The organism is Pseudomonas sp. GW821-FHT01E10, from assembly GCF_059422365.1.
Map to the genome: position 1 here is coordinate 1 of NZ_JBWKWT010000026.1, position 26,138 is coordinate 26,138.

27 protein-coding genes are annotated in these 26,138 nt (G+C 57.6%); 11 read left to right on the plus strand and 16 right to left on the minus strand.

Annotated elements, in window-relative coordinates; genetic code table 11:
- Positions 1 to 91: 91 nt before the first annotated feature.
- The gene (locus AC07V0_RS27185; RefSeq protein WP_192351735.1) at positions 92 to 1,708 is read right to left on the minus strand and encodes an inorganic phosphate transporter; all 1,617 of its coding nucleotides are present in this window, start codon (positions 1,706 to 1,708) and stop codon (positions 92 to 94) included.
- 269 nt (positions 1,709 to 1,977) lie between these two features.
- On the minus strand, positions 1,978 to 3,000 hold the full coding sequence (locus AC07V0_RS27190) for a transporter (protein ID WP_018926423.1): 1,023 nt from the start codon (positions 2,998 to 3,000) through the stop codon (positions 1,978 to 1,980).
- Between the two features lie 275 nt (positions 3,001 to 3,275).
- On the opposite strand from AC07V0_RS27190, the gene AC07V0_RS27195 reads away from it, so the two are divergent.
- Together AC07V0_RS27195 and AC07V0_RS27200 are read left to right on the plus strand one after the other, a co-directional pair.
- Positions 3,276 to 4,901: a methyl-accepting chemotaxis protein gene (locus AC07V0_RS27195; RefSeq protein ID WP_018926422.1), complete on the plus strand. Its 1,626-nt coding sequence runs from the start codon at positions 3,276 to 3,278 to the stop codon at positions 4,899 to 4,901.
- A gap of 294 nt (positions 4,902 to 5,195) precedes the next feature.
- On the plus strand, positions 5,196 to 5,558 hold the full coding sequence (locus tag AC07V0_RS27200) for a hypothetical protein (RefSeq protein WP_111454785.1): 363 nt from the start codon (positions 5,196 to 5,198) through the stop codon (positions 5,556 to 5,558).
- Between the two features lie 16 nt (positions 5,559 to 5,574).
- Here the strand turns inward: AC07V0_RS27200 and AC07V0_RS27205 are convergent, their stop codons facing one another.
- The 3 genes from AC07V0_RS27205 to AC07V0_RS27215 all read right to left on the minus strand — a co-directional run bounded on the left by AC07V0_RS27205 (position 5,575) and on the right by AC07V0_RS27215 (position 8,517).
- The gene (locus AC07V0_RS27205; RefSeq protein ID WP_192351737.1) at positions 5,575 to 6,753 is read right to left on the minus strand and encodes a GAF domain-containing sensor histidine kinase; all 1,179 of its coding nucleotides are present in this window, start codon (positions 6,751 to 6,753) and stop codon (positions 5,575 to 5,577) included.
- Between the two features lie 158 nt (positions 6,754 to 6,911).
- Positions 6,912 to 7,217: a PepSY domain-containing protein gene (locus AC07V0_RS27210; RefSeq protein ID WP_018926418.1), complete on the minus strand. Its 306-nt coding sequence runs from the start codon at positions 7,215 to 7,217 to the stop codon at positions 6,912 to 6,914.
- A 172-nt stretch (positions 7,218 to 7,389) separates the two neighbouring features.
- Complete coding sequence (locus AC07V0_RS27215; protein ID WP_192351739.1) at positions 7,390 to 8,517, minus strand: glycerophosphodiester phosphodiesterase; 1,128 nt, start codon at positions 8,515 to 8,517, stop codon at positions 7,390 to 7,392.
- A gap of 236 nt (positions 8,518 to 8,753) precedes the next feature.
- Between AC07V0_RS27215 and AC07V0_RS27220 the strand changes: the two genes are divergently transcribed.
- The gene (locus tag AC07V0_RS27220; RefSeq protein ID WP_019581430.1) at positions 8,754 to 9,080 is read left to right on the plus strand and encodes a DUF2025 family protein; all 327 of its coding nucleotides are present in this window, start codon (positions 8,754 to 8,756) and stop codon (positions 9,078 to 9,080) included.
- Positions 9,081 to 9,148: 68 nt separating this feature from the next.
- Here AC07V0_RS27220 and AC07V0_RS27225 read toward each other — a convergent pair whose 3' ends face one another.
- Both AC07V0_RS27225 and AC07V0_RS27230 read right to left on the minus strand, forming a co-directional pair.
- Positions 9,149 to 9,472, minus strand: coding sequence for an antibiotic biosynthesis monooxygenase family protein (locus AC07V0_RS27225; RefSeq protein WP_019651741.1), 324 nt, complete (start codon positions 9,470 to 9,472; stop codon positions 9,149 to 9,151).
- The gene (locus AC07V0_RS27230; RefSeq protein WP_192351741.1) at positions 9,469 to 10,176 is read right to left on the minus strand and encodes a CTP synthase C-terminal region-related (seleno)protein; all 708 of its coding nucleotides are present in this window, start codon (positions 10,174 to 10,176) and stop codon (positions 9,469 to 9,471) included. Before AC07V0_RS27230 ends, AC07V0_RS27225 begins: the two co-directional genes overlap by 4 nt.
- Positions 10,177 to 10,191: 15 nt before the next feature.
- Between AC07V0_RS27230 and AC07V0_RS27235 the strand changes: the two genes are divergently transcribed.
- On the plus strand, positions 10,192 to 11,151 hold the full coding sequence (locus AC07V0_RS27235; RefSeq protein ID WP_192351743.1) for a LysR family transcriptional regulator: 960 nt from the start codon (positions 10,192 to 10,194) through the stop codon (positions 11,149 to 11,151).
- On the opposite strand, the gene AC07V0_RS27240 is transcribed toward AC07V0_RS27235, so the two are convergent.
- Positions 11,126 to 11,671 carry a DUF1003 domain-containing protein gene (locus AC07V0_RS27240; protein WP_018926412.1) on the minus strand — a complete coding sequence of 182 codons (546 nt, stop codon included), beginning with the start codon at positions 11,669 to 11,671 and terminating at the stop codon, positions 11,126 to 11,128. The genes AC07V0_RS27235 and AC07V0_RS27240 overlap by 26 nt on opposite strands.
- A gap of 141 nt (positions 11,672 to 11,812) precedes the next feature.
- Entirely contained in the window at positions 11,813 to 12,421 is a 609-nt protein-coding gene (locus tag AC07V0_RS27245; RefSeq protein ID WP_192351744.1) for a TetR/AcrR family transcriptional regulator, read from the minus strand.
- Positions 12,422 to 12,636: 215 nt separating this feature from the next.
- On the opposite strand from AC07V0_RS27245, the gene AC07V0_RS27250 reads away from it, so the two are divergent.
- Entirely contained in the window at positions 12,637 to 13,695 is a 1,059-nt protein-coding gene (locus AC07V0_RS27250) for an MBL fold metallo-hydrolase (RefSeq protein WP_086944535.1), read from the plus strand.
- Positions 13,696 to 13,739: 44 nt separating this feature from the next.
- Here AC07V0_RS27250 and AC07V0_RS27255 read toward each other — a convergent pair whose 3' ends face one another.
- Both AC07V0_RS27255 and AC07V0_RS27260 read right to left on the minus strand, forming a co-directional pair.
- Positions 13,740 to 13,934, minus strand: a complete 195-nt coding sequence (locus AC07V0_RS27255; RefSeq protein ID WP_064621204.1) for an XRE family transcriptional regulator — start codon at positions 13,932 to 13,934, stop codon at positions 13,740 to 13,742.
- 11 nt (positions 13,935 to 13,945) lie between these two features.
- On the minus strand, positions 13,946 to 14,263 hold the full coding sequence (locus AC07V0_RS27260) for a helix-turn-helix domain-containing protein (RefSeq protein WP_018926408.1): 318 nt from the start codon (positions 14,261 to 14,263) through the stop codon (positions 13,946 to 13,948).
- A gap of 254 nt (positions 14,264 to 14,517) precedes the next feature.
- Here AC07V0_RS27260 and bglX point away from each other — a divergent pair, with 254 nt between their 5' ends.
- The gene (bglX, locus tag AC07V0_RS27265; RefSeq protein ID WP_192351746.1) at positions 14,518 to 16,881 is read left to right on the plus strand and encodes a beta-glucosidase BglX; all 2,364 of its coding nucleotides are present in this window, start codon (positions 14,518 to 14,520) and stop codon (positions 16,879 to 16,881) included.
- 51 nt (positions 16,882 to 16,932) lie between these two features.
- Here bglX and AC07V0_RS27270 read toward each other — a convergent pair whose 3' ends face one another.
- Entirely contained in the window at positions 16,933 to 17,700 is a 768-nt protein-coding gene (locus AC07V0_RS27270) for an AraC family transcriptional regulator (RefSeq protein WP_192351748.1), read from the minus strand.
- A gap of 112 nt (positions 17,701 to 17,812) precedes the next feature.
- Here AC07V0_RS27270 and AC07V0_RS27275 point away from each other — a divergent pair, with 112 nt between their 5' ends.
- Both AC07V0_RS27275 and AC07V0_RS27280 read left to right on the plus strand, forming a co-directional pair.
- Complete coding sequence (locus AC07V0_RS27275; protein ID WP_192351750.1) at positions 17,813 to 18,640, plus strand: sulfite exporter TauE/SafE family protein; 828 nt, start codon at positions 17,813 to 17,815, stop codon at positions 18,638 to 18,640.
- Between the two features lie 103 nt (positions 18,641 to 18,743).
- Positions 18,744 to 19,934: a hypothetical protein gene (locus AC07V0_RS27280; protein ID WP_192351752.1), complete on the plus strand. Its 1,191-nt coding sequence runs from the start codon at positions 18,744 to 18,746 to the stop codon at positions 19,932 to 19,934.
- A 3-nt stretch (positions 19,935 to 19,937) separates the two neighbouring features.
- On the opposite strand, the gene AC07V0_RS27285 is transcribed toward AC07V0_RS27280, so the two are convergent.
- Both AC07V0_RS27285 and AC07V0_RS27290 read right to left on the minus strand, forming a co-directional pair.
- Positions 19,938 to 20,927, minus strand: coding sequence for a hypothetical protein (locus AC07V0_RS27285; protein ID WP_192351753.1), 990 nt, complete (start codon positions 20,925 to 20,927; stop codon positions 19,938 to 19,940).
- 199 nt (positions 20,928 to 21,126) lie between these two features.
- Complete coding sequence (locus tag AC07V0_RS27290; protein ID WP_495020077.1) at positions 21,127 to 21,546, minus strand: HNH endonuclease; 420 nt, start codon at positions 21,544 to 21,546, stop codon at positions 21,127 to 21,129.
- 45 nt (positions 21,547 to 21,591) lie between these two features.
- On the opposite strand from AC07V0_RS27290, the gene istA reads away from it, so the two are divergent.
- The 3 genes from istA to AC07V0_RS27305 all read left to right on the plus strand — a co-directional run bounded on the left by istA (position 21,592) and on the right by AC07V0_RS27305 (position 24,512).
- On the plus strand, positions 21,592 to 23,091 hold the full coding sequence (gene istA, locus AC07V0_RS27295) for an IS21 family transposase (protein ID WP_102667158.1): 1,500 nt from the start codon (positions 21,592 to 21,594) through the stop codon (positions 23,089 to 23,091).
- On the plus strand, positions 23,084 to 23,887 hold the full coding sequence (gene istB, locus AC07V0_RS27300) for an IS21-like element helper ATPase IstB (RefSeq protein WP_086944292.1): 804 nt from the start codon (positions 23,084 to 23,086) through the stop codon (positions 23,885 to 23,887). Before istA ends, istB begins: the two co-directional genes overlap by 8 nt.
- A 445-nt stretch (positions 23,888 to 24,332) precedes the next feature.
- Entirely contained in the window at positions 24,333 to 24,512 is a 180-nt protein-coding gene (locus AC07V0_RS27305; protein WP_192350817.1) for a hypothetical protein, read from the plus strand.
- A 148-nt stretch (positions 24,513 to 24,660) separates the two neighbouring features.
- Here the strand turns inward: AC07V0_RS27305 and AC07V0_RS27310 are convergent, their stop codons facing one another.
- Together AC07V0_RS27310 and AC07V0_RS27315 are read right to left on the minus strand one after the other, a co-directional pair.
- Positions 24,661 to 24,942, minus strand: a complete 282-nt coding sequence (locus AC07V0_RS27310) for a helix-turn-helix domain-containing protein (protein WP_192350819.1) — start codon at positions 24,940 to 24,942, stop codon at positions 24,661 to 24,663.
- Between the two features lie 129 nt (positions 24,943 to 25,071).
- Entirely contained in the window at positions 25,072 to 25,533 is a 462-nt protein-coding gene (locus AC07V0_RS27315) for a hypothetical protein (protein ID WP_192350821.1), read from the minus strand.
- Positions 25,534 to 26,138: the final 605 nt, after the last annotated feature.

Consider the following 26,138-nt stretch of genomic DNA (forward strand, 5'->3'; position numbering starts at 1 on the left):
CCCCCCCCCCCCCCCCCCCCCCCCCCCCCCCCCCCCCCCCCCCCCCCCCCCCCCCCCCCCCCCCCCCCGCTCCTACACAGGTTGTGTATGGTCAGAACAGCTTGGTGAACAACCAGTACAAGCTGCCCGACAGCACAATCGCCGCCGGCAAGGTCAGCACCCAGGCCATCAGCAGGTTTCGGATGGTCTTCATCTGCAAGCCGCCACCGTTGGCGACCATGGTCCCGGCCACGCCTGAAGACAACACATGAGTGGTCGATACCGGCAGGCCGAACATGTCGGCGGCGCCGATGGTCAGCATCGCCACGGTTTCTGCCGATGCGCCCTGCGCATAGGTCAGGTGCGTCTTGCCGATTTTCTCGCCGACCGTCACCACGATGCGTTTCCAGCCGACCATGGTGCCCAGTCCCAGGGCGATGGCCACCGCGATCTTCACCCACAGTGGAATGAACCGCGTGGCGTTGTCGATCTGTTGCTTGAACAGTTGCAGCTTGCCGGTGGTGTCGGCGTCGAAGTTTCCGACCTTGTTCTTGTCCATCAGGCGAATGGTTTCGCTGGTCAGGTACATATCGTTGCGCACGTTGCCCATCGCTTCGGCCGGGACTTTCGACAGCGAGCCGTAACCCTTCACTTCGTTACCGATCTGGCCCGCCAACGCGGCGAGGGCGGGGATCAGTTGCGGGGTGGCTTCCTTGTTGCGCATGTAGTCGGTCAGCACCGGGCGTGGATCGGTGGGCATCGGCAGCGGTGTGTTTCTCATCAGGGCTTGCTGGGTGACTTCGGCCACCGCGGCGAATTGCAAGGCCTGATCCGCCGGCATGGTGCGGTTCAATGCATACGCCATCGGCAGCGTGCCCACCAGAATCAGCATGATCAGGCCCATGCCTTTCTGGCCGTCGTTGGAGCCGTGGGCGAAGGACACGCCGGTGCAGGTCAGAATCAACATGCCGCGAATCCACCACGGTGGCGGGGTATTACCCTTCGGCGCCTTGTACAGTGCGCGATTTTTGACGAAGACACGCAACGCCAGCAGCAACAACGCGGCGAATGCGAAGCCGATCAGCGGCGACAGCAGCAACGCGTAACCGACCTTGGTCGCCTGGGCCCAGTCCACGCCACTGGTGCCGTCGCGGCCGTGCATCAAGGCATTGGCTACACCGACACCGATGATCGAACCGATCAGGGTGTGCGACGAAGAGGCCGGCAAACCCAGCCACCAGGTGCCGAGGTTCCACAGAATGGCGGCGATCAACAGGGCGAAGATCATCGCGAAACCGGCAGAGGAGCCGACCTGCAGAATCAGCTCCACCGGCAGCAGGGCGATGATGCCGAACGCCACCGCGCCGCTCGACAGCAACACCCCCAGGAAGTTGAAGAACCCGGACCAGGCCACGGCGAAATTCGGTGGCAAGGAGTGGGTGTAAATCACCGTCGCCACGGCGTTGGCGGTGTCGTGAAAACCGTTGACGAACTCAAAGCCCAAGGCAATCAGCAGTGCCACGCCCAACAGCAGAAACGGCGTCCAGGTGGTGACCACCGTGCCGAGTTCGCTCATGTCGTGCATCAGGCTGTAGGCGGTGAACAACAGCCCGCTGCCCAGCACGGCAAAGAACATCACGAAGGTGAGCAGGCCGGGTTTTTTATCGAACTGCGGCCTGGCGCCGCTGGCGGGCGCCTGGGAGGCGGCGGTGAAGGAAGGCGTAGCCATGCCGGACAATCCTGAGCAGAGAAGGAGTATCGGCCATGATCGTTGCTAAATATTACAGTGAGACTGCGCTGGGTCAGTGTTTGGTTTTTTTGTGATGCCGGATGCTAAGGCAGGCAAATACCTGTGGCGAGGGAGCTTGCTCCCGTTCGGCTGCGAAGCAGTCGTAAAACCAGAGAATTCTGTTTGAATGAATAAACCGGATAGGGGCCGCTGCGCAGCCCAGCGGGAGCAAGCTCCCTCGCCACAAGGTATCGGTGATGATGGGCGGTTTAATAATCGCGCCGCTTACGAAACGCCCAGCGCCCGGCAATCAGGGTAAACGTCGCCACCAGTGCCACCAGAATCCAGAACCCCTCCGGATCCCCGGCAAGCGGCACCCCGCCGACGTTCATGCCGAAGAAACCGGCAATGATGTTGATCGGCAGCGCCAACACCGTGACCACGGTCAGGGTGAACAGTGTGCGGTTGCTCTGCTCGTTGAGGTTGGCGGCGATTTCTTCCTGCAACAGCTTGATCCGCTCACCGAGGGCTGTGAGGTCGTTGATGATCAGCGCAAACTCCTCGGTGGATTTGCGCAGCTCCTTGACGTCCTCCTTCTGCAACCATTGCGGCGGGCGATTGAGCAGGCGCAGCAACGAGCCCGGCTCCAGCGCCAGCAACCGTTGCAGGCGCACCAGCACCCGGCGGTTGGCGCCCAGTTCGGCGCGGTTGGTGGACAGGCGCGACGACAGCAATTCATCTTCGATCTGATCGACACTGAGGCTGGTCTTGCGCACGATCTGCGTCAGCACTTCGCCCTGATCACGCAGCAAATGCACCAGCAATTCCAGCGGTGAGCGAAAACATTCACCGGCCTTCACCGAAGAGCGCAGCTTGTCCACCGAGTGCAGCGGTTGCAGGCGCGCGCTGATGATCAGCCGACTGCGAGCGCAGACCCACAGCGTCGAGACATCCGAGGAAACCATGCTACTGAGGTTGAACACCACATCGTTGACCACCGCCAGCAACGCCGAATCGACATGCTCGATGCGCGTCGAACGCGACCCCTCGTGCAAGGCTTCGAAAAACTCGTCGGGCAATTCCAGATGGCTTTTCATCCAGCGCTCGCACGCCGCATGGGCCAGGTTCAGGTGCAGCCAGAGAAACTCATCACTGTCGTCCAGTTGTTGCAGGCAGTGCAGTGCCTTGGCCGAATCGATCTCTCGACCGCGCTCGCCGGGGCGAAAACTGAAACCGTAAAGCAGGCCGAACAGGTCGGAATCGCGATGGCGTTGATCAATGCTGTGGTTCATGAAGTCTCGCTGCGGGGAGGCGCCTGTCGCGGGTTTCACAGGTTCACTTGAGCCTCATCATTGCAAGCGCTCATGACGGTTTTGTGACGGCAAGGTGTACGCAAACGATTGCGATACCGATGGTCGGATTTTCCTCAAGAACCGCTCTGGAACGCCGATCACGCTTGGGTTACGTTTGCGCGCCTTCGGCCAAGGGCCAACGTGGCAGACAGGGATGTCCGGATACTTTTCACGCCTTCATCCGCGTGCCTCATTCCTGTTTCGAGTACTTCCCGATGTCTTTACAAAAGTCCCTTCGAGCACAAATTCTCGCCCTGTTGAGCGGCAGCCTGTTGGCGATGTTGTTGATCGCTTTGGCCTGCTTTCACTTTTTGTCCAACGGCGTTCAGAACTACGCGAACCTGATCGAAGGCCCGTTGCACACCTCGCAACTGATCGATGAAGCCAACCTGCAATTCAAGGTGCAGGTTCAGGAGTGGAAAAACGTCCTGCTGCGCGGCAAGCAACCCGCGGACCTGGACAAATACTGGAAGCAGTTCGAGGAGGGTCAGCGCAATGTGCAGGGTATCCTTGGTGAACTGGCGGGGCAGAAGGGTATGGAGCCGCAACTCAAGACCCGCATCGAACGCCTGCGTGAGGAGCATCGTGTATTAGGTGCGGCGTATCAGAAGGGCCGTGATGCCTACGTGGCGGCCGGTGCCGACCCAGCGGCCGGCGACAATGCGGTCAAGGGCGTGGACCGCGCCGCCAGCGAGCAGATGAATGAACTGGTCGGCGAACTGCGCAAGCAGAGTGTCGAACAATCGAAATTGATCAGTGCCAGTGCCGATCAGACGGTGTTGTCGGGGCTCGCGGTGATGCTGGTGTCGGGCCTGCTGATTGGTTTGTTGAGTCTGTGGCTGGTCAATCGCAACCTGGTGGAGCCGATCCGCAAACTGATCGACTACGTGGCGCAACTCAGTCAGGGCCGGTTCGCCGAGCGCGTGGCCAGCACCCGTCAGGACGAGTTGGGCAACCTGGCCAGGGCCGCCAACACCTTGCGCGATTTCCTCGCCGAAACCTTCAGTCGTTTGCAGCGCAGCGCGTCGGACCTGGACAGTGCCAGCGGTGAGCTGAACTCGATTGCCGGCCTTATGGCCAGCGGCACCAACGAGCAGTTCAATCGCACCGATCAGGTGGCCACGGCGATGAACGAAATGTCCGCCACCGCGCAAGAAGTCGCGCGCCACGCCGCCGAAGCGGCACGTGCGGCCGACGATGCCGATCAGTCCGCCCAGCAAGGCGAGAAGGTCATGCAGGGCACCATTCACACCATCACCCAAATGCGTGGCGAAATCGCCAACACCGCCACGGTCATCCGTCGCCTGGAAGAAGACAGCGGGCGCATCGGCAAGGTGCTGGAAGTGATTCGCGGCATTGCCGAACAGACCAACCTGCTGGCGCTCAACGCGGCAATCGAAGCGGCCCGTGCCGGTGAAGCCGGGCGCGGTTTTGCGGTGGTCGCTGATGAAGTACGCAGCCTGGCCCAGCGCACGGCGGCGTCGATCATCGAGATCAACCAGATCATTCAAACCGTGCAAACCGGTGCGGTGGATGCGGCCCAGGCCATCGAAAGCGGCCAGTCGCGCAGCGAGCAAAGCGTCGAGCAAGTGACCCAGGCCGGCGCCATGCTCGAGCGGATCACCCATGCCGTGGAAGCCATTCGCGACATGAACCGCCAGATCGCCACCGCCGCAGAAGAACAGACTTCAGTGGCCGAAGACATCTCGCGCAACCTCACCGAAATCACCAGCATCGCCAGCACCAACCTGGACAACGTGCAGCGCACCGAAGCGGCCAGCCACAACCTGCATGGGCTGTCAGGGCAATTGAATGAGGTAACGGCGCGGTTGAGCGCCTAGTGAAATGGATTGTGTATCGAATCGGTTACCGAGTCGGTACACAGGCGTTGCAGGATGAAGGTGGCAGTACGGCGGATTCGGTGGTCAGCACCTCGGCCTGATCCTTAAGCATTACAGCTGTACACCTTGTTAAGGTCGGTGTGCCGTTGATCGGGTACTTGCAACCAAGACGCCCGATTTCAGCGGTACCTGTTATTTCTGACAGTAGACAGTTTTTTTCTCGCGGCGCTAGATATCCCTTGGCGCGCCTACTCAAACTGAACCTGTGCCAGTACTTTCACAAGGAGCATTGCGATGACCGAAACATTGAACCCTATGACTGTTGTCGGTGGACAGTCGATCATTTTTTTCGTTGATGAAGCAGACCCAGTGATTCCGAAAGTAATCATCCCGGCACGGGAAGAATTTGTAGAGGGCGAAGAAATCTTCGTGAAGTTTGGCAACGTGGAGGTTGCTTATCACAAATATCGACAAGGTGATTTCTTTCCCATACACATTCCTTTGGACAAAGGAGCGCTGAGTCAGGTGGCTGTCGCTGCGGAGGCTTACTACACGATCAAGCATCTGGATGGATCGACCTCCACCTCAAGTTCTTTCCGTGCCAAGGTCGAGATGTTTAACAGCCAATCGTCCGTGAGTCACGCTAACGCGGTCTAAGACATTGAGGCTGTCGTCACCGCGTCAAAGGCAGCGTGAATATGAACGCCGTTCCATGGGACTGCGTCGATTTCACTTCAAGCTGCCCCCCATGGGCCAGCGCAATCTGATTGGCAATGTACAACCCCAACCCGAGGCCGGCCTGCGGTGTTCCGCCGGTCGGTCGCGAGTAGGGCTGGAACAGATGCTGCAGCGCATCCTCGGCAATCAGCCCGTGGTTTTTCACGCTCAATATGAAGTGCCCTTCGTTGACCTGCGCACTGACCTCGACCGGGCCGTCGGGATCGCCGTGGACAACGGCATTCGCCAGCAGGTTGGACAGCAACTGCGCGACCCGTTCGCGATCGCAATGAATGTCGCTCAGGTCGCCAATCGACGACTGAATAATACGCTTGGGGTGAATGCTCTGGATCTCGGCGATCACATGCCGCAGCACATCCCCCAAATCCGGGCACGGCTCGATATTCACCGGGATGCCGCGACCCAATGACCCGCGCGCGAAGTCCAGCACATCGTCGACCAGTTTGGTTGCACGCCGGGCGCTGGTGAGGATATGCCGAACCCGTTGCTCATTTGGCGGGTCTTTGAGTTTGCGCAGGAGCATTTCGGCGCCAGCGCTGATGGCGAACAAGGGGTTGCGCAGGTCATGGCCGAGCACGGCGATGAACTGTTCGCGCAGTTCGGTGGTTTTATGTTCCTTGATCGGCGCCGCTTCGGTCCGTTGCAGGTTTTCTTCGGCCTCGATCTGCAGCGCGAGCATCCGGGCGAAGGATTCCATGGTGCTCTGGATCGTGCTGGACCTGAGCGGCGCGGGATCAGGATCGAGGGCGCAGAGGGTGCCAAAGAAGCGCCCGTCGGTGCGAAGTATCGGCACCGCAATGTAGCTTTCGAATGGACAGGTGCGAGGCGTGTGCTGATCGCGGCTGAGCGGGTCTTCACTGACCTTGTCGATGACCACCGAGTGCTGGCCCTGGCGAATTTCGTCGCTCAGCGTGGAGACCAGCTGCAGTTCATCGCCCACTTGCACGCCGAAATCCAGTCGATCGAGCACCGCGCAGGCGATCCAGGTGTTGTCGATGACGCGGGCCACCGCGGCGAACCGCAACCCGGTCAGCTCACTGATCACCTGAAGAACCGCCGGCACCGCGCTGATCCGGCCGATCGTGGCGATGTCTGCTGCCGCTGTTTGCCCCATATCCGTGGTTCTCTGCTTCAACATGCTGAGTGGTGTTGAGGGATTCTAGCGGGCCTGCGCAAAAGGGCGCGACTTCGTTCATTACTTCAGCGATTTGCCTTACGCCGAACGAAAAAAAGCCGCACGACCCGAAGATCGTGCGGCTTTTTGCAGTTGAATCACTTGTCTCGTTTGTTGCTCAGGACCTTGCCAGTGGCGGCATCGAAGTCCACGTCCCATTCGGTGTTGTCAGCCAGACGCAGTTCCACTTCATATTCGTAACCGTTGAAGTGGTTATCCAGGTCGGTATCGGTAATCGTGGCGCCCGGATGCAACTTCAGCGCGGCCTGGTTCATTTCTTCCAGGGGTTTGATCTTGCCGCTTTTGACCAACTCGGGGATCTGGTCGACGCGAACATCAGCCTGGGCCAGGCCGGCGGTGAGGGTCAGGGCAGCAGCGGTGAACAGGGCAGTTAAGGTTTTCATCAAGTTCTTTCCTTGGAGGAGCTGTTTAAGTGGGATCAGGTTAAACAGCGCAACTTAATTCACCCTTAAAAAAACAATCGCGGGCAACCACGCTCTCACAGGTTTTGCGCAGACCTTGTGGGAGCGTGGCTTGCCCGCGATGGGGACGATGCGGTGCAGCGCCTGGCGCCAATCAGTACCCGTTGTTCTGCAACAACTGCGCAACGCTCGCCGCCGCCGGGCGCTTATAGAACTTCAGCAGTTCGCTGGCGCGATTGGTGAAGATGCCATCGACACCGGCATCCATCACTTTCTGATAATCCACGGCATCGTCGATGGTGTAGACGTGCACCAGCATGCCCTGATCGTGGGTGAACTGGTTCATCCACGGTTTCACCAGGTCCGAATAGCTCTGATCGCCGCCCTTGGTCAGCGCGGCAGAAGGCCCGGTGCCGATAGCGCCCTGGGCCTTGGCGTACTCGACCCATTGCTGGAATTCGGCTTTGTCCTTCGGTTCCTGTTTGGCGTAGTAAGTCGCCTTGTCCTTGTCTCCGGACTCAGCGAACGTCACTTTGGATTTCGGCTCGATGCTGCCTTCGCCGACCCACAACAGCAGGATTTTCGGCACTTGCGGCATCTCCTTCTCGAGCAGTTCGAGGCTGCTCTTCTCGAAGGTTTGCAGCACGACTTTGCCTTTCCCTTGGCCGACCGCCAGATTACTTTTTGCCAGTTTGGAACCCGTCGGGCTCAGCCAGCCACGGTCCTGCAATTTATCCTTGAGATCGCGTTCGATGCCGGGAAACTGCTTTGGCTCCTTGGTTTCGATGTACAGGCCAGGCTTGTGCAGTGGATTGCCTTGGGCGATGTCGATGATTTCGTCCAGGGTCAGGATCTTCAGACCCACGTAGCCAGGACGCGCGCGATCCGGGTACACCGTGTTGAACCAGCTGCCGGCATCCAGGGTTTTCAGTTCGGCGATGGTGAATTCGTTGGCCGGGCTGTCCTTGCGCTCAGGGAATTTGGTAGCGACGTCGGTGGTGCGTTGCAGGTTGTTGTCGTGCAGGGCGAACAGCACACCATCCTTGCTGCGTTGCAGGTCCATTTCCAGGTAGTCGGCACCCAGGTCGCGAGCCAGTTTGTAGGCTGCGGCGGTGGATTCCGGTGCATCAAAAGAGGCGCCACGGTGGGCGATCACCGCCGGGTGCGGAATGCCCAGGCGGGTTGCCAGTGCGCTGGGGCTTGGCTCGCTGGTGGCCTGTGCCTGACCGAGGCCGAGCATCAGGCTCAGCAGCAGGGCGCTTTTAGTGAAGGAGACAGGCATGGTCGAAGTCCTTTTGCGATGAATTTTCAAAGACGTATCTTTTAACAACTGAGCGCCGCTTGTGCTATCACCAGACCGACATAAACGTGTTTAAAGAAGATTTCTTCGACGCTTTTGTGCGGCTCTTTGCAGTAATCTTCACACCTGCAGTTTCCCCGGCAGAGGGAAACCCGTTCACTTGCCCTGCGTGTAAACCATCGATCACCGGTCCTTAGCGACCTTTTGTGAGGTTTACCATGCGCATCACTTCCCAGCTCATTTGCCAGGCCGCCGACCAACTCAAAGGCTTCGTCGGCCTCAATCGCAAAACCGGCCAGTACATCGTGCGCTTCAGTGAAGACGCTTTCGGCATGGACGTGGCCGACGACGGCATCATCCCTACCAGTGAGTTCGTCTGGGCACCCGGCCCCGAGCAGACCATGACGCTCAAGCGCGAACTGATTCAGTTGCTGCTGGACCAGAACATCGACGACCGGATCAACATCACCGAACCGTTGCGGGTGTACATGAATCGACAGGACGTGCCGCAGATTACGGCGGTGAGGAGTTTGGTGCGGGGGTGAGGGTTTTGCGGTGGCTGTTCTGGCGTCTTCGCGGACAAGCCCGCGAAGACGCCAGAACACTGCATCATTTACTGTTTGAACGCATAGGCCCGCTCAACCTTGCACACCCGCGTATGACACGCCGAATACCAGGTCGATCGCCCGCGCTCACGAATCGCGCTGTGTTCGGGATGATGCTTCCAGGCCAGGATCGCCGCTTCGCTGGCCCAGTAGGACACCGTAATCCCGAGTCCATCCGCGCCCCGGGCCGATTCCACGCCCAGGAAGCCAGGTTGCTCACGGGCCAGTTCCACCATGCGTTCGGCGGCCTGTTCGTAACCGTGATCGCCTTCGGTGCGCAGCGAAGTGAAAATCACTGCGTAGTAAGGTGCTGCAGGTGTCTGGGCGATCATGATTTTTGCCTCACACAGGCCTCGACCAACGCCTTGACCAATGGCGGCAGCAGGCCCTTGAGCGCGGCGCGTTCCGGTTGGAACAGCGTTGCGACAAAGAATGGATGATCCTTTAGCTCCACTGCCCGCAGATCCCCCGCCGAATCGTGGCCAACCGCGTGCAACTGTCGCGTCAGTAGCTGCCGTTCAAACTCGGGATTCACACCGTAACGGCAGTGATAGCCTTCACGAATCTCCGCATTTTCGTACGCCTTGGCGATCAACGAGCCTTCAACCAAATGAATGCTGTCGACGGCTTCCACCAGCGCACAGGTCAGCGGCGTGAGTAACGCCCGCGTCGCGTCGGGCGAAGTCTCGCCGTGTTCGGCATCTTCCCAGCCCAATACGTTGCGGGCGAATTCCAGCACCGCGTGCTGAAAACCGCCGCACGTGCCGAGGAACGGCCGTTGTAGTTCCCGGGCAAAGCGGATCGCCCGTAACGCGCCATCCATGTCGCGATAAGGGCTGGCGGGCACACACCAGAAACCGTCGAAGTCATCCAGTGGTGTATCGGCGGTGATGTGGTCGGTGGCCAGCCATTGAAACTGAACGTTCTGGCCGGTGTGTTCGGCGGCCATGCCGAGGGCAACGGGGATGGCTTGATGGGCGGTGACGTGTGGATCGTAGTCACCGATCAGGGCAATGCGGATGGCGTTGGTTTCCATGAGTGATCTCGACGCTTGTTGATTTCTGGCACCGACTATAGATTGGCGTTCACGCAATCAATATTGGCGTTATCCCAAGTGATCAATGCATCGACGCACTATCGGCTGGACTATCCCGACCTGTCGCTGATCCTCGCTTTAGTGCGCGGCGGCTCTCTGGCCCGGGCTTCGGCGTTGTTGAAGGTCGACGTCTCGACGGTGTTTCGCGCGGTCCGTCGACTCGAAGCCGCGCTGGGCCAGCAACTGTTCGAAAAGAGCCGCACCGGTTACCTGCCTACCACGTTGGCTCAGACCCTGGCCGAGCAGGCTGAACGCGCCGAACAAGCACTGGAGGCGGCGCGCCTTGGCGTGGAGCAGGGCGGAGAAATCATCAGCGGCACCGTGCGCCTGACCTGCACCGATTCGGTCCTGCAAAGTCTGCTGTTACCGGCACTGGCGCGGTTCATGCCGTCTTACCCGGCACTGACTATTGAACTCTGCACCTCCAACGACTTCGCCAACCTCAGCCGCCGCGACGCCGACATCGCCTTGCGGTTGACCCGTACCCCGCCCGAGCATCTGGTTGGCCGGCGATTGGCAGACATTTCCTACCGGGTCTGTGCCAGCGCGGCCTATCTGCAATCGGTCGAATCCCACGACCTGGCCTCATTAACCTGGATCGCCCCGGACGACTTTCTTCCCGATCACCCCACCGTCGCCTGGCGGCGCCAGCAGTTGCCTGGCGTTACACCCGGTTATCGCTGCAACAGCATGTTGTCGGTGACCGAGTTGGTGCGGGCCGGGCTGGGCGTCGCGGCGTTGCCGGACTTTTTGATCGGTGACGGACTGCAACCGTTGACCGAGCCCCTGCACGGTTACGACACCGCGCTGTGGCTGCTGACCCGCCCGGACTGCCGCGCATTGCGCTCGGTGGTGACGTTGTTCGACGAGTTGGGGCGGGCGCTCCGGATCAAACCTTCGGTGGCTCCTTGCTGATGAAGTGTTGATGCATTTCCGAGGTCAGGCTTTCGATGCGCTCAGTCAGGGTCTTGGTGATTTCGGTGAGCCGGGTGTTTTGCTCCAGCAACTCCTTCAGTTGCGCAGTGTTCCGCGCGGCTTGGGCCTGACGTTCACTGTTGGCGATGGCCAAGGCTTCACGATGTCGCGCATCGGCTTCGGACTGGGCTTTGTCCCGCGCCGCCTGACGCGTCTGGGCCAGCAGAATTAGCGGCGCGGCGTAGGCCGCTTGCAGGCTGAACGCCAGGTTGAGCAGGATGAAGGGGTACACATCGAATTGGGTTACGCCGGACAGGTTCAGGCAAATCCAGATCACCACCACCAAGGTCTGGGCGCCAAGGAAGGTCGGCGTGCCAAAGAACCGCGCAAAAGCCTCGGCGCGCAGGGCAAAACGGTCGGTACCGAAAGTAGGTGCCAGGTGCGCGTGAGGGCGATGGAAGCGCAGGTGATCGACGGGGCCGGTGATTTCGGTTTCGGTTTCGTGGGTCGGAGTGCTCATGATGCTCTCTGAAGAGGGGATGGGACTGAGGCTCACTATAGCTCCAGCGCCAGTCTCATTCAGAAACACATTTCGGTGTTTTTATTCAGAGCGATCGAACAGCGATAAAGTGGCGGACGTTGTCATTTTTTGCAGCTCGGTTCAGCACTCATAGCACGCCAGGAACATGTCCAGCGCAGATTCCACCACGGTGTGCTGCATCTCGGGCGACAGGCCCGTTTGGCCCATGGAAATCTGCGGCCAGAAGGCAAAGGACTTGAGCAACCCGTGGATCTGTTGCGCAGCGAACTCAGGCGCGACCTGTTTCAAGCGGCCATCGGCCTGGGCGGCACGAATCCACACGGTCAAACTTTCTTCGCGCTCACCCATTCGGGCAACCATGTTCTGCGCACGCTCGGGAGAGTGGATGGTGGCGGCAATCGCCACACGCGCCAGGTCGAGAAAATTGTCATCGGCCAGCATCTGCAATTTCGCCTGCAACATCAGGCGCAGCTGATCGCGCAGGGGCAGGTCGTGGCGGTAGGCCGTTTCCTGTTCGGCCGTTACTCGGGTCCATAACTGATTGAGGATTTCGGCAAACAACTCTTCCTTGCTCGGGAAGTGGTTGTACACCGTGCGCTTCGACACACCGGCGGTGGCGGCAATCTTGTCCATGCTGGTGATGTCGAAACCGTTGGCACGGAATTCGGCAATCGCCGCCTGAATGATGGCTTCGCGTTTTCGGTCGGTGAGGCGCTGTGGAGCTGTCATAAGTACGCTTCGGCAGGGAGAAGTGGAGAACTACACTTAGTAGTTTACTTGTGATCGGCTTTGATGCAACCTAGAAACTACACTGTGCAGTGTAATGTTGTGTTAATCCTGCACTGTGAGAAATTGAATCTTCGGCTGATGCGTGCATGCCTTGGCCATTTATCGTCCCAAGCGGAAAATCGTCGATTGTGCGGTTTTTCTGGAGTCATTCAGTCATGGACACTTCAACTTCCCCAGCGAACAACGCTTCAACGCCTGAAGCGTCCCGACAGGCTCAAGGGCAGTACCGAAACCATGTGCCGGTGCAGCGCGAAGGCTTTCGCAAAACCTTGCGCATCCTGTGGAACTTCATCTTCAACAAACCGCACGACACCCGGCCGTCGGCCCCCGTTCCGGTGCAAACCCTGACCCAGGCGGCGTTGATTGCCGCGCCTAACCACAGCGTCTATCGCCTGGGCCATTCCACGCTTCTGCTCAAGCTGCAGGACAAGTTCTGGATCACCGACCCGGTCTTCGCCGAACGCGCCTCGCCCGTGCAATGGGCCGGCCCCAAGCGTTTCCACCAGCCGCCGATCAGCCTCGAAGACCTGCCGCCGATTGAAGCGGTGATCCTGTCCCACGATCACTACGACCACCTCGATTATCAGGCCGTACTCAAACTGGCGGACAAGACCCGCTACTTCCTCACGCCCCTGGGCGTGGGGGACACCCTGATCAAGTGGGGCATCGACGCCAGCAAAGTGCGCCAACTGGATTGGTGGCAGGGCACCGAGGTCGATGGCCTTCAATTCATAGCCACACCTTCGCAACACTTTTCCGGTCGCGGGCTGTTCGACGGTAACAGCACCCTGTGGGCATCGTGGGTGATGATCGACGGTGACACGCGGATCTTCTTCAGTGGCGACAGCGGCTACTTCGACGGCTTCAAACGCATCGGCGAGCAGTACGGCCCATTCGACCTGACCCTTATGGAAACCGGCGCCTACAACGTCGAGTGGCCTCACGTGCACATGCAGCCCGAGCAAACCCTGCAAGCGCACATCGACCTTAAAGGGCGCTGGTTGCTGCCGATCCACAACGGCACCTTCGACCTGTCGATGCACGCCTGGTACGAACCTTTCGACCGTATTCTGGCGCTGGCCTGGGAACGGAACGTGTCGATCACCACGCCGCAAATGGGCGAGGCGTTCAACGTGATGTATCCGCAGCGTGGTGGCGCGTGGTGGTTGGGTGTGGAAGATGTAAGCGATCAGGCGACCGTGCAGAACGCTTGATGTTGTGCTGCCGGGGCGCTTGCGGTGCAAGCGCCCCGGACTTTTCAGCTGCGTTCGTCCAGTAACGGCTTTGTATATTCCGAGATTTTTGCCACGGTCAGATCGCAAAATTCTCCACGGAGTATTTCGTTCAGTTCCTCCTCAGACAATCCAAGCCTATGGGCCGCCTCAGCCTGACTCAGCTGACCGGTTTCGAGGAGCATGCCTATTTTCATAACGTGTTCGGCTTTGGCCCGCATCTGCTGCAACCTCACTCAACCATCGCATAATCCGCCCGCCCCACCGGATTCGGTGTGGACCCTTTCACATTCATCCCTCGGCCCGGTGCAAACCCCGGGAAGAACACCAGGCCTTGCGATTCAAACCGATACGCCAACGCCAGCCGCGTGACATCCAGCACATTACGCTGCGCTTCGAATCGCTGGATGGCGTCAACGGAAACCCCGGATTCCTCGGACAACTCTTCCACACTCCAACCCAGCATCGCTCGGGCCTGGGCGCAGTGGGCGGGGGTGAACTGGAAGAGGGCGATGCGTTCCAGGGTGATTTTCATTGCAAGAGAGGCCATGGTTTTCTCCGGGGATCGAGCGTGGCGATTCGAAAATGTACTGTGTTTTTGTACAGTTGTTTTGCGCCCGGATCAAACTCATTTTTTGATCGATTGTCTTTTTTCGCTCAGGCAGGGGCGTTGGACCGACTACGCTGTCTCTAGGCGGTTTCCTGAAAGCTCCAAATGATTGAACGTCAGCCTTCTGATCTTCAATGCCGGAAAGGTGGCGTTTCAAAGGCAGTGCGCCACAGCGTTACGCGGGGAAGGGAATCATGAAAAGACTACGTCTGCTATGTGCCCTGATCAGCTTTACAACTCTGCCGGTCCTGGCCGATACGGTATCGCCAGACAAAGATGCCTTTGTCACCAACCTCATCAATCAGATGACCCTCGACGAAAAAGTCGGCCAACTGCGGCTGATCGCTATCGATGACAAGATGACGCCCGAAAAAATCTGCCAGGAGATCACTGCCGGGCGAATCGGGGGGACGTATGGCTCTGTGAGCCGTTATGTAAACCGCCCCATGCAGGACGCGGCTCAACAAAGCCGCCTGAAGATACCGATGTTTTTCGGTTGGGACGTGATACACGGTCATCGAACCATTTTTCCCATCGGCCTGGCCCTGGCCTCCAGTTGGGATATGGACGCCATCGAGTTGAGCGGTCGAACGGCGGCGAAAGAAGCCAGTGAGGACGGTATCGATATGACCTTCGCACCGATGATCGATGTCGCCCGTGATCCTCGCTGGGGGCGCACATCCGAAGGCTTCGGTGAAGACACCTATCTGGTTTCGCGCATTGCCAGAGTGATGGTCCAGGCCTACCAGGGACAAAGCCTGAACGCGCCCGACAGCATCATGTCCAGCGCCAAGCACTTTGCGTTGTATGGGGCTGTCGAAGGAGGGCGCGACTACAACAGCGTCGACATGGGCCTGACCCGAATGTACCAGGACTACCTGCCACCTTATCGTTCGGCGATCGAGGGTGGCGCGGGAGCCGTCATGGCGGCGCTTAACTCGATAAATGGTGTGCCGGCGGCGGCCAATAAATGGTTGATGCAGGACCTGCTCCGCAAAGCGTGGGGCTTCAAGGGACTGGTCATCAGCGACCATAACGGGGTCACCGATCTGGTTCAGCACGGTGTTGCGAGGAATCCTCGCGACGCGGCCAGGCTCGCCATCAGGGCCGGCATTGATATGAGCATGAACGACTCCTCCTATGGGCCGGAGTTACCAGGGCTGCTTGAGTCTGGCGCCATTTCCCAGAGCGATATTGATGACGCGGTGCGGGAAGTACTGGGTGCCAAGTACGACATGGGGCTATTCGAAGACCCTTACCGGCGCCTCGGCGCTGCCAGTGAAAGCGCTGCTGATAACAACGCCGAAAACCATCTGCACAGAGCGCAGGCCCGTGAAGTGGCACGCAAGACACTGGTGCTGTTGAAGAATGAAAACGGGCTCTTGCCGCTGAAAAAAGAGAGCACGATCGCGCTCATCGGCCCGTTGGCAAAAAGTACCGTCGACATCATGGGCAGTTGGTCTGCAAGTGGTGTGCCCGCGCAATCGGTGACGATCTACGACGGGCTGAAAAGCGCGATGAGCCAGGGCTCGCTGATCTATGCCCGAGGCGCCAATCTCGAGGAGGATCAGGAGGTTGTTAAATACCTGGAATACCAGGGCGTGTCTGAAATCGCCAACGACCCTCGCCCGGCAGAAGAAATGATTGACGAAGCAGTCAAGGTTGCACAGCAAGCCGATGTTGTCATCGCCGTGGTGGGCGAGCCCCGCAGCATGTCCCATGAAGCGGCCAGTCGAACCAGCCTCGATCTGCCGGGGCGCCAGAGTGAATTGATCACCGCCCTGAAAGCCACCGGCAAGCCGCTGGTACTGGTATTGATGAACGGTCGGCCGTTGTCGATCGGCAAGGAGCAGAAACAGGCCGATGCGATTCTGGAAACCTGGTACAGCGGTACCGAGGGAGGCAACGCCGTTGCGGATGTATTGTTCGGTGACTACAACCCGTCCGGCAAATTACCCATCACCTTTCCACGTTCCGTGGGGCAGATCCCCAATTACTACAGCCACCTGAACACCGGCCGTCCGTATCTGCCGGGTGCGCTTCGCAACTACACGTCGCAATATTTCGATCAATCCTATGGGCCGCTTTACCCCTTCGGCTATGGGCTGAGCTATACCGATTTCAGCCTGACCGACATGGCCCTGTCTTCGACCACACTGAACAAGACCGACAACCTCGTCGCCAGCATCATGGTGAAAAATACCGGCCAGCGTGACGGCGAAACGGTGGTTCAGCTGTATATCCGCGATGTCGTTGCCTCCGTCGCCCGGCCGGTCAAAGAACTGAAAAATTTTCAAAAAATCATGCTCAAGGCCGGCGAGGAGAGAGCAGTCCACTTCAGCATTAACGAGAACGACTTGAAGTTCTTCAATGCCCAACTGGAATACGTCGCCGAGCCGGGTGAGTTCCGGGTGCAAATCGGCCTGGATTCCCAGGATGTGAAGGAGCAGAGCTTTGAATTGCTGTCAGAACAAGCCACTCAAGACAATCATCCGCCCAGTGCAGAACCTGTAGACGCGAGCGGTGCGGCGATCCGACTTGCCCACGAAGAACGATGATGCGTAATCCCTGAGAAACCGCGGTGCATTCTTCGCGGATGGCTTTAGTGGTCATTTCGTCCCCTCCAACCAAACGGACGGGGCCTGTCCCAGCACCCGACGGAACATGGTCGAGAACGCCGCCGGGCTTTCATAACCAAAATCCAGGGCAATGCGCGTCACCGGCGTGTCCACCGCCAGCCGCGCCAAGGCCAGCACCACGCAGGCCCGCTGCCGCCATTGGCTGAAACTCAGCCCGGTTTGTTGGCGGAACAGACGATTGAACGTACGCAGGCTGATATGCAACTGTTCGGCCCATTGCTGCGGCGATTGGTGAGCGTTCGGTTGCCGGAGAAACCTCTGACACAACCCGAGCAACCGCGAATCCACAGGCAGCGGAATATGCAACGGCAGGTGAGCACTGCGCGCCAGTTCGTGCAGCAACAAGTCGATCAACGCCCCATCGCGCCCGGCCTCGTCGTACTCCTGCGCAACCTCCACCGCCTCCATCAATAAATGCCGCAGCAACGGCGAAACACTGATCACCTGGCAGCGGCTGCCCAGATCAACCGCCCCCGGTTCGATATACACACTGCGAGTGCTCACCCCCAGCATCAACACCTCATGCGCCACCCCTGGCGGAATCCACACCGCCCGCTGCGGCGGCACCACCCAATTGCCGTCGAGCGTGCTCACCTGCATCACCCCGGTGGCGCCATACAACAACTGCGCCCGTCGATGGGTATGGCGCGGCAACCGATGACCGTCGGGATAATCCGTACCGATGGCCACCACCGGCCGTGGCGTGTCGTCCAGCAGATCAATCGAAACATTGCGCATCGAGCGGCACCCAGTGGTTGGCGTAAACGCAAACATTATTGGCTGACTTGCTGAAGCAGGCCAAGCCCCGTCGCTCTATCGTCGGCCACTCTCAACCCACGGACGATGCGCGATGTTCTTCTACCTCTTGCTGGCACTCTTCGGCTGCATGACCGGCGTCACCGCCGTGCTGTTCGGCTTCGGCGGCGGATTTGTCGTCGTGCCCTTGCTGTACCGCATGCTCACGGCCAGCCACGGCATCGACGACCCCATCGGCCAATCGGCGATGCACATTGCCGTGGCGACTTCGACCTGCGTGATGATCGTCAATGCGCTAATCGCCACCAGAAAACATCACCACGCGGGCAATCTCATTCGCCATTACCTGTGGCCGTTGGGCGGGTTCATCGGCTTGGGCGCGATCGTCGGAGCTGCGGCCGCGATGTGGGCGAGTGGTGAGCTGATCCGTTCTGCCTTCATCGTTTACCTGGGCGTGACCATTCTGGACTGCTTGTTCAGACGCGGTTTTCTTACACAGTCCTACATCGAAATCCCACGGCGATTGGGCGGGGCAGAAGTGTCTGGCGGCGGTGTGGGAATTGGCGCTATCGCCACGTTTCTTGGGGTGGGCGGCAGCGTCATGACCGTGCCGTTGCTAAGACGCTGTGGCCTCAGCATGTCGCAAGCCACATCCATGGCTAATCCATTGAGTCTTCCGGTTGCGGTGGCCGGAACGCTGACCTATATGGCGATGGCGGGGTTTACCGAGTTTGATCTGGGACCGTGGTTTGTCGGTTATGTGGATGTGCTGGCGTTTACGGTATTGACGTTTGGGTCGCTGGTGGGGATTCGGCTGGCCACGCCGTGGATCGGGCGGATACCGGACCGGGTGCATGCGCGGGTTTATATTGGTTTGCTGGTGGTGGTGATGCTCAGCATGGCGAAGAAGTGGGGCGTATGAGGCTCGATTCTCCCCTGCAACCTCGCCATAATCCGTCCCCCGTTCAACCTGCGCCGCATGCAACCTACCCGGCGCGGCTTCCGACTCATTCAGGGATCGATCAATGTTCAAAGGATTGTTACGCCTGGCGCCAGTCGCCACGCTGTTACTCATGCTGTGTTCCACTGCTCATGCCGAGGACGGGAGACGAGTGTTCACCGGCACCTTGGGCAAGATGCCGATCGTGCTGGAGCTCAACACCAACCAGCCGGACGAAGTCACCGGCCGCTACTTCTATGAGAAATACCATCGCGACCTGGGGCTGAGCGGCTCGCTGCAAGAAGAGACCCTGACGCTAACCGAAGGCGACAGCCGCTACAGCGAAGACAAACCCCTGGCAACCCTGAAGTTGCAAGAAACGGCCAACGGCTGGCAAGGCGAATGGAAAAGCCCCAAGGGTAAAGTCCTGAAAGTGCTGTTGACCGAGGCCAAGCTCCCGGCACCGGCAGCAGACGCCTTGCCCTTCATCGCCGCGCTGCCGAAAAGCGACCCCTACGAATATCTGCGTCTGCAAGGCTTGAAACTCAAACCGGGCAAGAAAGAGTCCTTCATGGACTACGACCTGCAATGGTGGACGGAGCCCGCGTCCGGTCTCTCCATGTTCAGCATCGAGTCCGGCTACCCGAAAGCTGACCAGCAGCGGATCAATCAGCAATTGTTGGAGCGGCTCTGGAGCGAAGTCATCAACTACCACGGCTGCTTGCTGGGAGGTGGGGAATATGCCGAATTCGACCAAGGCGTCGCCCCCCAATTCCTGTCGCCCGATGTGGTCAGCCTGAACATCTCCACCAGCTACAGCTGCGGCGGCGCTCACCCGGATTTTGGCAATTCGCCGATCAACCTCGACGTTCATACCGGCCATAGCCTGTCGCTGGAAGACGTGCTGTGGGTGGGTAACGGCAAGCCACTGCTGCACGCCGACCGCGACGGCGCGAGCGATACATCCTTGACCGAGGAAGAGAGCAAGGCACGATTCACCTATCAGCGCGAAGTGTTCGTACCATGGCTGATCAAGCAATTCACCGCGCTGTACCCCGAGGAAATGCAGAAGCCGGCGGACGAGGACAGCTGCGACTACACCGACGAAAGCGTTTGGGGTTATTCCAACTGGCACTTCACCGCAAAAGGCCTGTACCTGGGACCGTACTTCGCCCGCGTACAACGCAATTGCGATGACCCGGGCTGGTCAGTGCTGCCATACGCCGTGGTCAAGCAACATCCCGGCGCGGTCAAACTCGAACTGCCTCACAACTAATCCTTAGCCTGCTGCCAACCCCGGCGCTTCACGAATGATGAAGTGATCCAGATTCTCGATGTTGGCACTGAACACCCCGAACGTCTGTTCGGGGTTTTTCTTGCTCGGCACCTGCTTCAACTCCGGCGTCACGCCATAAAAGAAGCAATACAACTCGGCATCACTGTCGACGGCGTGCTTGATCTCCTCCAGAAACGCCTTGCGCTTGCGGTAGTTATCGATCAGCTTCTTACTCAGATAAACGTTCACCGAATAAGGCTTCTTCTTCGCCTCGTCCGCTTGCTTGAACCAGACCTTCTGTTCGAAATCGATGCGAAAGCTCTGCGTGTAATCCTTGATCTCCTTGATCTTGCCCCAGTAAATCAGCCCCTTGTTGTCCTGCAGGTACTCGATCTTCTTGAAGAACGACCCATAAGGCGCCGTGTGCTCGCCAATCTTCAGCGGCATGCGCTTGAGCAGCTCCTTGTCCGCGAAGTTCGACACAAAACACTCCACCGGATGGGCGAAGACACTGGTCTTGTCCGGCGCCGACTCCCGGCTAGGCTGCTCGACGTTATTGGCCGCTGAGCTGGGTGTCGGGTCATCCCGCATAACATCCGCCGCCACCGCCGAGCTCGACGGCTTACGCACATACTCACGCCGAGTCAGCAACAACTCCGACGGAAAATGCTCCTCCCGACCGTCATCCGACTCTGCCCCGTCCACCTCCAGACCCGACGCCGACGTCTTCAGACTGACATAAGGACAACCCTCGACATGCCGCGTGCTCGGCATGTTCTTGAAGTGCGGCGTGCGCACGTAATTCACATTCTTGGCGTTGAACGTTCCCAACACGTTGGCGGCATCGAAGGACAAACGACAGGCATCGTTGGGGCACTGGAAGTGCTCTTTGGCGGAATCGAACTCCATGGTTTCGTCGAAATTCAAATCGCGCACGTCATAGATCGACAGCTTGTCGTCGAGGCTGAGGCAGTAGGCGAGGTCGAATTTCATGGCAGGCTCGGGTCCTTGAGTGGGGAAGGGTATTAATAGCGGGAGGCGGGGCGGGTTGCACTGATTGTTTCTAGGATGATGCGGGTCCAGCTTACTGGCGATTGGTGGAATCAACCAAACCTCTGATCTGGCGCTAACACTGCAGAAACGCATCTCGCAGGGCTATATCCCTCACCACAGGTTCTGCTGGGCATAGGTCTTACTGTCGCTTTAACCGCTTCACTTTTTTATAAAGCGAATCAGTGAATTCCTCTCGGTCGCTCGAGTGGTGGCAGCGCCGATGGCAATTCGGACAGAGCGCAACAGTATTATTTTTGCGATCCTTACCCTGCTGTGCCAGGTGTCTAACGTGATGAACCTCAAGGTATGGTTTTCCATCCATTTCGAATGGTCCTGGTTGATCACAGGCCTCACAAATTCCTTTAGCATTTTCTAGAATCCAACCTTTTATTTTTGAATTTCGGACAAAATACCGGGTAACTGTGACCCCTTGTTGAGGTGCTGAATCATCTTCTGGGACGTCTACGAAATTCTGTGCTTTAGCTGGCGTGTTGCCGCTGACCGAAAACTGACCCAGTAAAGGCTGTTCTGCCGACTGAAAACTGACCCAGGTGTTCAACTGCTTCTGCTCACTTTCCGAGCAGGAGAACACAGGGTGATCAGCATGGAAATGTTGGGAAAAATCCGGCGGATGTACTTCCGCGACAAGCTCTCGCTGCACCAGATAGCCAAGCGTACCGGGCTGTCGAGAAACACCATCCGAAAATGGGTCAGAGCGCCCGAAGCTACTCAGCCGGCGTACCAGCGGTGCGCGACCTTCAACAAACTCAGCCCTTTCCACGACACGCTGGAACAGGCGCTGAAAGCCGATTCGTTCCGGGCAAAGCACAATCGCAGAAGCGCCAAAGCACTTTTCGAGCAGATCAAGGCCGAGGGTTATGACGGCGGCTACAGCCAGCTCACGGCGTTTGTACGCTCGTGGCGAGGTGAACAAGGCAAGTCTTTACGCGCTTTTGTACCGCTGACGTTTGCGCTCGGTGAAGCTTTTCAATTTGACTGGAGCGAAGAAGGGCTGCTGATCGGAGGCCTGTTTCGACGCATCCAGGTCTCCCACATGAAGCTGTGCGCCAGTCGCGCATTCTGGTTGGTTGCGTACCCTAGCCAAGGTCACGAGATGCTATTCGATGCACATACACGCTCGTTCGCAGCGTTAGGTGGCGTGCCGCGTCGCGGCATCTACGACAACATGAAAACGGCTGTCGACAAGGTCAATAAAGGCAAGGGCCGCACGGTCAATGCCCGGTTTTCCGTGATGTGTGCGCACTACCTGTTCGATCCGGATTTCTGCAACGTAGCCTCTGGCTGGGAAAAGGGCATTGTCGAGAAGAACGTTCAAGACAGTCGACGACGCATTTGGCTTGACGCTCAAAACTGCATGTTCCACACCTTCGAGGAACTGAATGCCTGGCTCGGTCAACGCTGTCGTGCGCTCTGGAGCGAGCTGCTGCATCCGCAGTACAACGGACTTACGGTGGCGGAAGTTTTGGAGCTGGAGCGGGTCGAAATGATGCCGATGCCGACGGCCTTTGATGGCTACGTCGAGCGCACCGTACGTGTCTCCAGCACCTGCCTGATCAGCGTGGCGCGAAATCGCTATTCGGTGCCTTGTGAACGAGTCGGCCAGTGGGTCAGCAGCCGTCTTTACCCATCCCGGATCGTGGTCATCGCCGATGACGCAATGATTGCCAGCCACGAGCGCCTCTTTGATCGAGATCAGGTCAGTTTTGACTGGCAGCATTACATCCCACTCATCGAACGCAAGCCGGGTGCACTGCGCAATGGCGCACCGTTTGCCGATCTGCCCAATCCGTTGCGGCTTCTCAAACGGAGCCTGAGACGTCACAGCAACGGTGATCGAATCATGACGCAGGTGCTCGCTGCCGTGCCCATCGCCGGTCTCGACCCGGTGCTAGTAGCGGTAGAACTGGTGCTTGAGTCGGGAAGTCTGAGCGCCGATCACATCTTAAATGTTCTCGCCCGACTCACCGCTACAGCACCACCGCCTTCCGTAGAAACCAGCCTGCAACTCAAGGTGGCTCCCGTTGCCAACACGGCCCGATATGACCAACTCCGTACAACAGATGAGGAGAGCCGCAATGCGTGACTTGATGGCAGAACTTAAAGAACTGCGTCTGCATGGCATGGCGCAGGCTTGGGAAGAACTGGCGGCCCAGGGAGAAGCTTCGACGGCATCCTCGAAATGGCTGCTTGAGCATCTGCTCCAACAGGAGCAGGCAGATCGCGCCGTGCGCTCTGTGAATCATCAGATGAACATGGCAAAGCTCCCCATGCACCGTGATTTAGCTGGCTTTGACTTCAGCGCTTCCAGCGCTGATGCCCGTCTGGTCAAGGAATTATCCAGCCTTGAGTTTACGGAGACTGCGCAAAATGTCGTGTTGATCGGTGGGCCTGGAACCGGAAAAACACACCTGGCCAGTGCCTTGGCCGTGTCCGGAATCACCACTCATAACAAACGAGTACGGTTCTTCTCCACGGTCGATCTGGTCAACCTGCTGGAGCGTGAAAAGTACGATGGCAAGGCAGGCCGAATCGCCCAGGGACTGCTTCGGACAGACCTGGTGATACTCGATGAACTTGGGTATTTGCCCTTCAGTCAGAGTGGTGGCGCGCTGTTATTTCACCTGCTTTCAAAACTGTACGAGCACACCAGCGTGGTCATCACCACCAACCTCAGCTTCTCGGAATGGTCGAGTGTGTTTGGCGACGCCAAGATGACCACAGCGTTGCTGGATCGGCTGACACACCACTGCCACATCGTCGAAACGGGCAACGAGTCCTACCGCCTGCAACACAGCACCTTGGCCGCCCAGACAAAGATCAAATCGCGTGAACGAAAGCGCAAGGACGAAGATGGTATAGAGGACGATGAACCGTTTTGATCTACATCGTAAACTCCCTGCCGCATACCTGCATGCGGTGGGGCCCGATGCGTCTTCAACCAGGACACTACTGCTAAGCTTATCCACAATTGCTGGGACAAAATCAGCAATCCGCCCTGGGTCAATTTTCAATCGGCAGGGTGGGTCAGTTTTCAATCAGCGCCAACAATCATAGGGCGCATGACCAGGTTACCGTCGGGCTCGATCCAGTCCGTCACTGCGAAGTGGATTCCTGGTACGTCCGACGTTCATCAGTCATCCGGATCAAATTCGTCGTCGTCATCGTCCAGGGCGTCACCGTCCATCCAGCTAAAATCCCCGGAATTGAAGAAATGATCACTTTTCGAAGAGCGGTGACCATCACGCTGGTGGGTAATGAGTACATCAATCCTCAAAACAGGCCAAAATTTTCGCCTACAGTATCCCTTCAAGCCAAGAGACTGTTATGAAAGGTAAACGTAAAGTTAAAACTACAAAGTGGTTATTGAAAGGCCGCTATATATATGAAGCAGAGCTGTTGATGAATAACAGATCTCAAAAGGCCCACCGATTTTTGGATGCTGCTCTGCAGTTAGGAGCCGCTCTTGAGCCGATTGGTAGGTTGGCGGGCGACATGAACAGGTGAGTCGTGTGGGCCGAATCGCTATTTATTGAATTTCGAAATATCGTGAGCGCTGATGTCATTGACTCGGATGCCTCAATTATATTCGAGAGGTAAAATTATTCTAATCGTGTTTTGGTCGAATTGTTGTTGGTTGTTTTCCTGGCTATGTTTATGTTTTTAGCTGTTTTAAATGCTCAAGCTCCGAGGTTACTTTTGCCAATAATTCCTCGGCATTCTCTGGCCCCATAGTTTCGTATGTAGCAGTAAGAAGTGTGATTGGGTGAAGTCCAAGTTTTTTAGCAATTTCAGCAATTTTTGGTAACGTAGGCGCCTTTAGTCCGCTCTCAAGCTCACTAATAAAGCCTTGATTCGTTCCGATTTCTCCTTGAGCAAGGCCTTTGCTCCGCCGAATGGATCTGACCGTTTCGCCAAATGATTCTCTGAGTTCCATTTGCTTGTCCGCAAAAGGAACTATAAGGCCTTGCTTGAGAAAAAATCTCTATACGCTATAGAGATATTTGCGTGCGGAATTGGCAGAGTGGGGATGGGGCTTACACCGCAAGACTTTCCGATCGAACGCTTAACCAGTCTGGCCGAAGAGTTCTGTAGTCACCTGATCTGTAGGATGTGAAAATGGCTCGGACTTGTGTTCCTGAAGGTGATGCGACGAGTAGATAACTCGTGACTTTTTTTTCTTCCTTCGATCAAATTCGCCAATTTTGTAGACCGACCCCTTGGTGCGATAGACGATAGTGCTTTCGGGTGTCTCCAGCCCGTTGTAACTGGTCACGCTAAGAAGTTCTTCCATGATCCAGTGGCTTTTCCCGCTGATTGACGGAGGACACATCATATGGATATTTTCAATTTCAACTCCCTTAACCGTAAGTAGGTAGTGATTCAAGGTATAGATACACCTCAGTAACGCCGCCCGGTTGGTCTCTCCGGTCTGTAGCGAGGTTATAGTGACAACGAAGCAGGGGCCGTCGATTTCAGCATGGGACCAAGTCCTTACTTTTTTCTCTATAGGGTCGTAAACGAGCATCACTCATAGCTCCAGGAATCATAACTTGCTGATAACCAATCTGAGTGCTCATTCTACAATATATGCTATAGAGATAATTTTGTTGGTTTGACCGTTCGTCGCCAGTATTGACGATTGAACTGCGCATCTATCTTGGGTGATTGTCGATTTATTGCGCACCGTTTATCGATATGCGTTAAACAGTGGGTGGTGTGTGATATTAAATAGTAGAAGGACTGGTTCGGGCTTTCTGCGAATGTTAATAATTTTTCTGAGTAATATTGAATAGTTCACGCCGTTCTCTTAAAACAGGCGACCGAATCAGCCATCGCGTTTTTGTGGAGTAGCACAGGTTTCAGGCAGAGTTGGTCGTATTGGGCTTGTAGATCAGAATTATCGCGCCATCTATGGCCCCGATGGTTCGCTCACCCGTCAAGTTGTAAACCGAATTTTGCAGGTGGGTCCAGTGGGAGAACAACGATAACGTGCCCGCTCCCGTCGGTATTGATGTGACAATTGACGATCCACTGCTCGTTTCGCTGATCGTTGGACCTTCAATGAGGTACCCGTTGTAATAGGGGGCACATAGAAGAGCGACCATCCAGCAGCTGTATTTTTATTCAACA

Bases quoted from the DNA above. Each gene is read 5' to 3' on its own strand.
- AC07V0_RS27195 (WP_018926422.1), top strand. From the start codon at position 3,276: ATGTCTTTACAAAAGTCCCTTCGAGCACAAATTCTCGCCCTGTTGAGC.
- AC07V0_RS27270 (WP_192351748.1), bottom strand. From the start codon at position 17,700: ATGCGCAATGTTTCGATTGATCTGCTGGACGACACGCCACGGCCGGTG.
- AC07V0_RS27260 (WP_018926408.1), bottom strand. From the start codon at position 14,263: ATGGCCTCTCTTGCAATGAAAATCACCCTGGAACGCATCGCCCTCTTC.
- AC07V0_RS27275 (WP_192351750.1), top strand. From the start codon at position 17,813: ATGTTCTTCTACCTCTTGCTGGCACTCTTCGGCTGCATGACCGGCGTC.
- AC07V0_RS27240 (WP_018926412.1), bottom strand. From the start codon at position 11,671: ATGAGCACTCCGACCCACGAAACCGAAACCGAAATCACCGGCCCCGTC.
- AC07V0_RS27205 (WP_192351737.1), bottom strand. From the start codon at position 6,753: ATGGGGCAAACAGCGGCAGCAGACATCGCCACGATCGGCCGGATCAGC.
- istA (WP_102667158.1), top strand. From the start codon at position 21,592: ATGGAAATGTTGGGAAAAATCCGGCGGATGTACTTCCGCGACAAGCTC.
- AC07V0_RS27245 (WP_192351744.1), bottom strand. From the start codon at position 12,421: ATGACAGCTCCACAGCGCCTCACCGACCGAAAACGCGAAGCCATCATT.
- AC07V0_RS27310 (WP_192350819.1), bottom strand. From the start codon at position 24,942: ATGGAACTCAGAGAATCATTTGGCGAAACGGTCAGATCCATTCGGCGG.
- AC07V0_RS27210 (WP_018926418.1), bottom strand. From the start codon at position 7,217: ATGAAAACCTTAACTGCCCTGTTCACCGCTGCTGCCCTGACCCTCACC.
- AC07V0_RS27280 (WP_192351752.1), top strand. From the start codon at position 18,744: ATGTTCAAAGGATTGTTACGCCTGGCGCCAGTCGCCACGCTGTTACTC.
- AC07V0_RS27220 (WP_019581430.1), top strand. From the start codon at position 8,754: ATGCGCATCACTTCCCAGCTCATTTGCCAGGCCGCCGACCAACTCAAA.
- AC07V0_RS27185 (WP_192351735.1), bottom strand. From the start codon at position 1,708: ATGGCTACGCCTTCCTTCACCGCCGCCTCCCAGGCGCCCGCCAGCGGC.
- AC07V0_RS27230 (WP_192351741.1), bottom strand. From the start codon at position 10,176: ATGGAAACCAACGCCATCCGCATTGCCCTGATCGGTGACTACGATCCA.
- AC07V0_RS27250 (WP_086944535.1), top strand. From the start codon at position 12,637: ATGGACACTTCAACTTCCCCAGCGAACAACGCTTCAACGCCTGAAGCG.
- AC07V0_RS27285 (WP_192351753.1), bottom strand. From the start codon at position 20,927: ATGAAATTCGACCTCGCCTACTGCCTCAGCCTCGACGACAAGCTGTCG.
- istB (WP_086944292.1), top strand. From the start codon at position 23,084: ATGCGTGACTTGATGGCAGAACTTAAAGAACTGCGTCTGCATGGCATG.
- AC07V0_RS27255 (WP_064621204.1), bottom strand. From the start codon at position 13,934: ATGCGGGCCAAAGCCGAACACGTTATGAAAATAGGCATGCTCCTCGAA.
- AC07V0_RS27315 (WP_192350821.1), bottom strand. From the start codon at position 25,533: ATGCTCGTTTACGACCCTATAGAGAAAAAAGTAAGGACTTGGTCCCAT.
- AC07V0_RS27215 (WP_192351739.1), bottom strand. From the start codon at position 8,517: ATGCCTGTCTCCTTCACTAAAAGCGCCCTGCTGCTGAGCCTGATGCTC.
- AC07V0_RS27225 (WP_019651741.1), bottom strand. From the start codon at position 9,472: ATGATCGCCCAGACACCTGCAGCACCTTACTACGCAGTGATTTTCACT.
- AC07V0_RS27190 (WP_018926423.1), bottom strand. From the start codon at position 3,000: ATGAACCACAGCATTGATCAACGCCATCGCGATTCCGACCTGTTCGGC.
- AC07V0_RS27200 (WP_111454785.1), top strand. From the start codon at position 5,196: ATGACCGAAACATTGAACCCTATGACTGTTGTCGGTGGACAGTCGATC.
- bglX (WP_192351746.1), top strand. From the start codon at position 14,518: ATGAAAAGACTACGTCTGCTATGTGCCCTGATCAGCTTTACAACTCTG.
- AC07V0_RS27305 (WP_192350817.1), top strand. From the start codon at position 24,333: ATGAAAGGTAAACGTAAAGTTAAAACTACAAAGTGGTTATTGAAAGGC.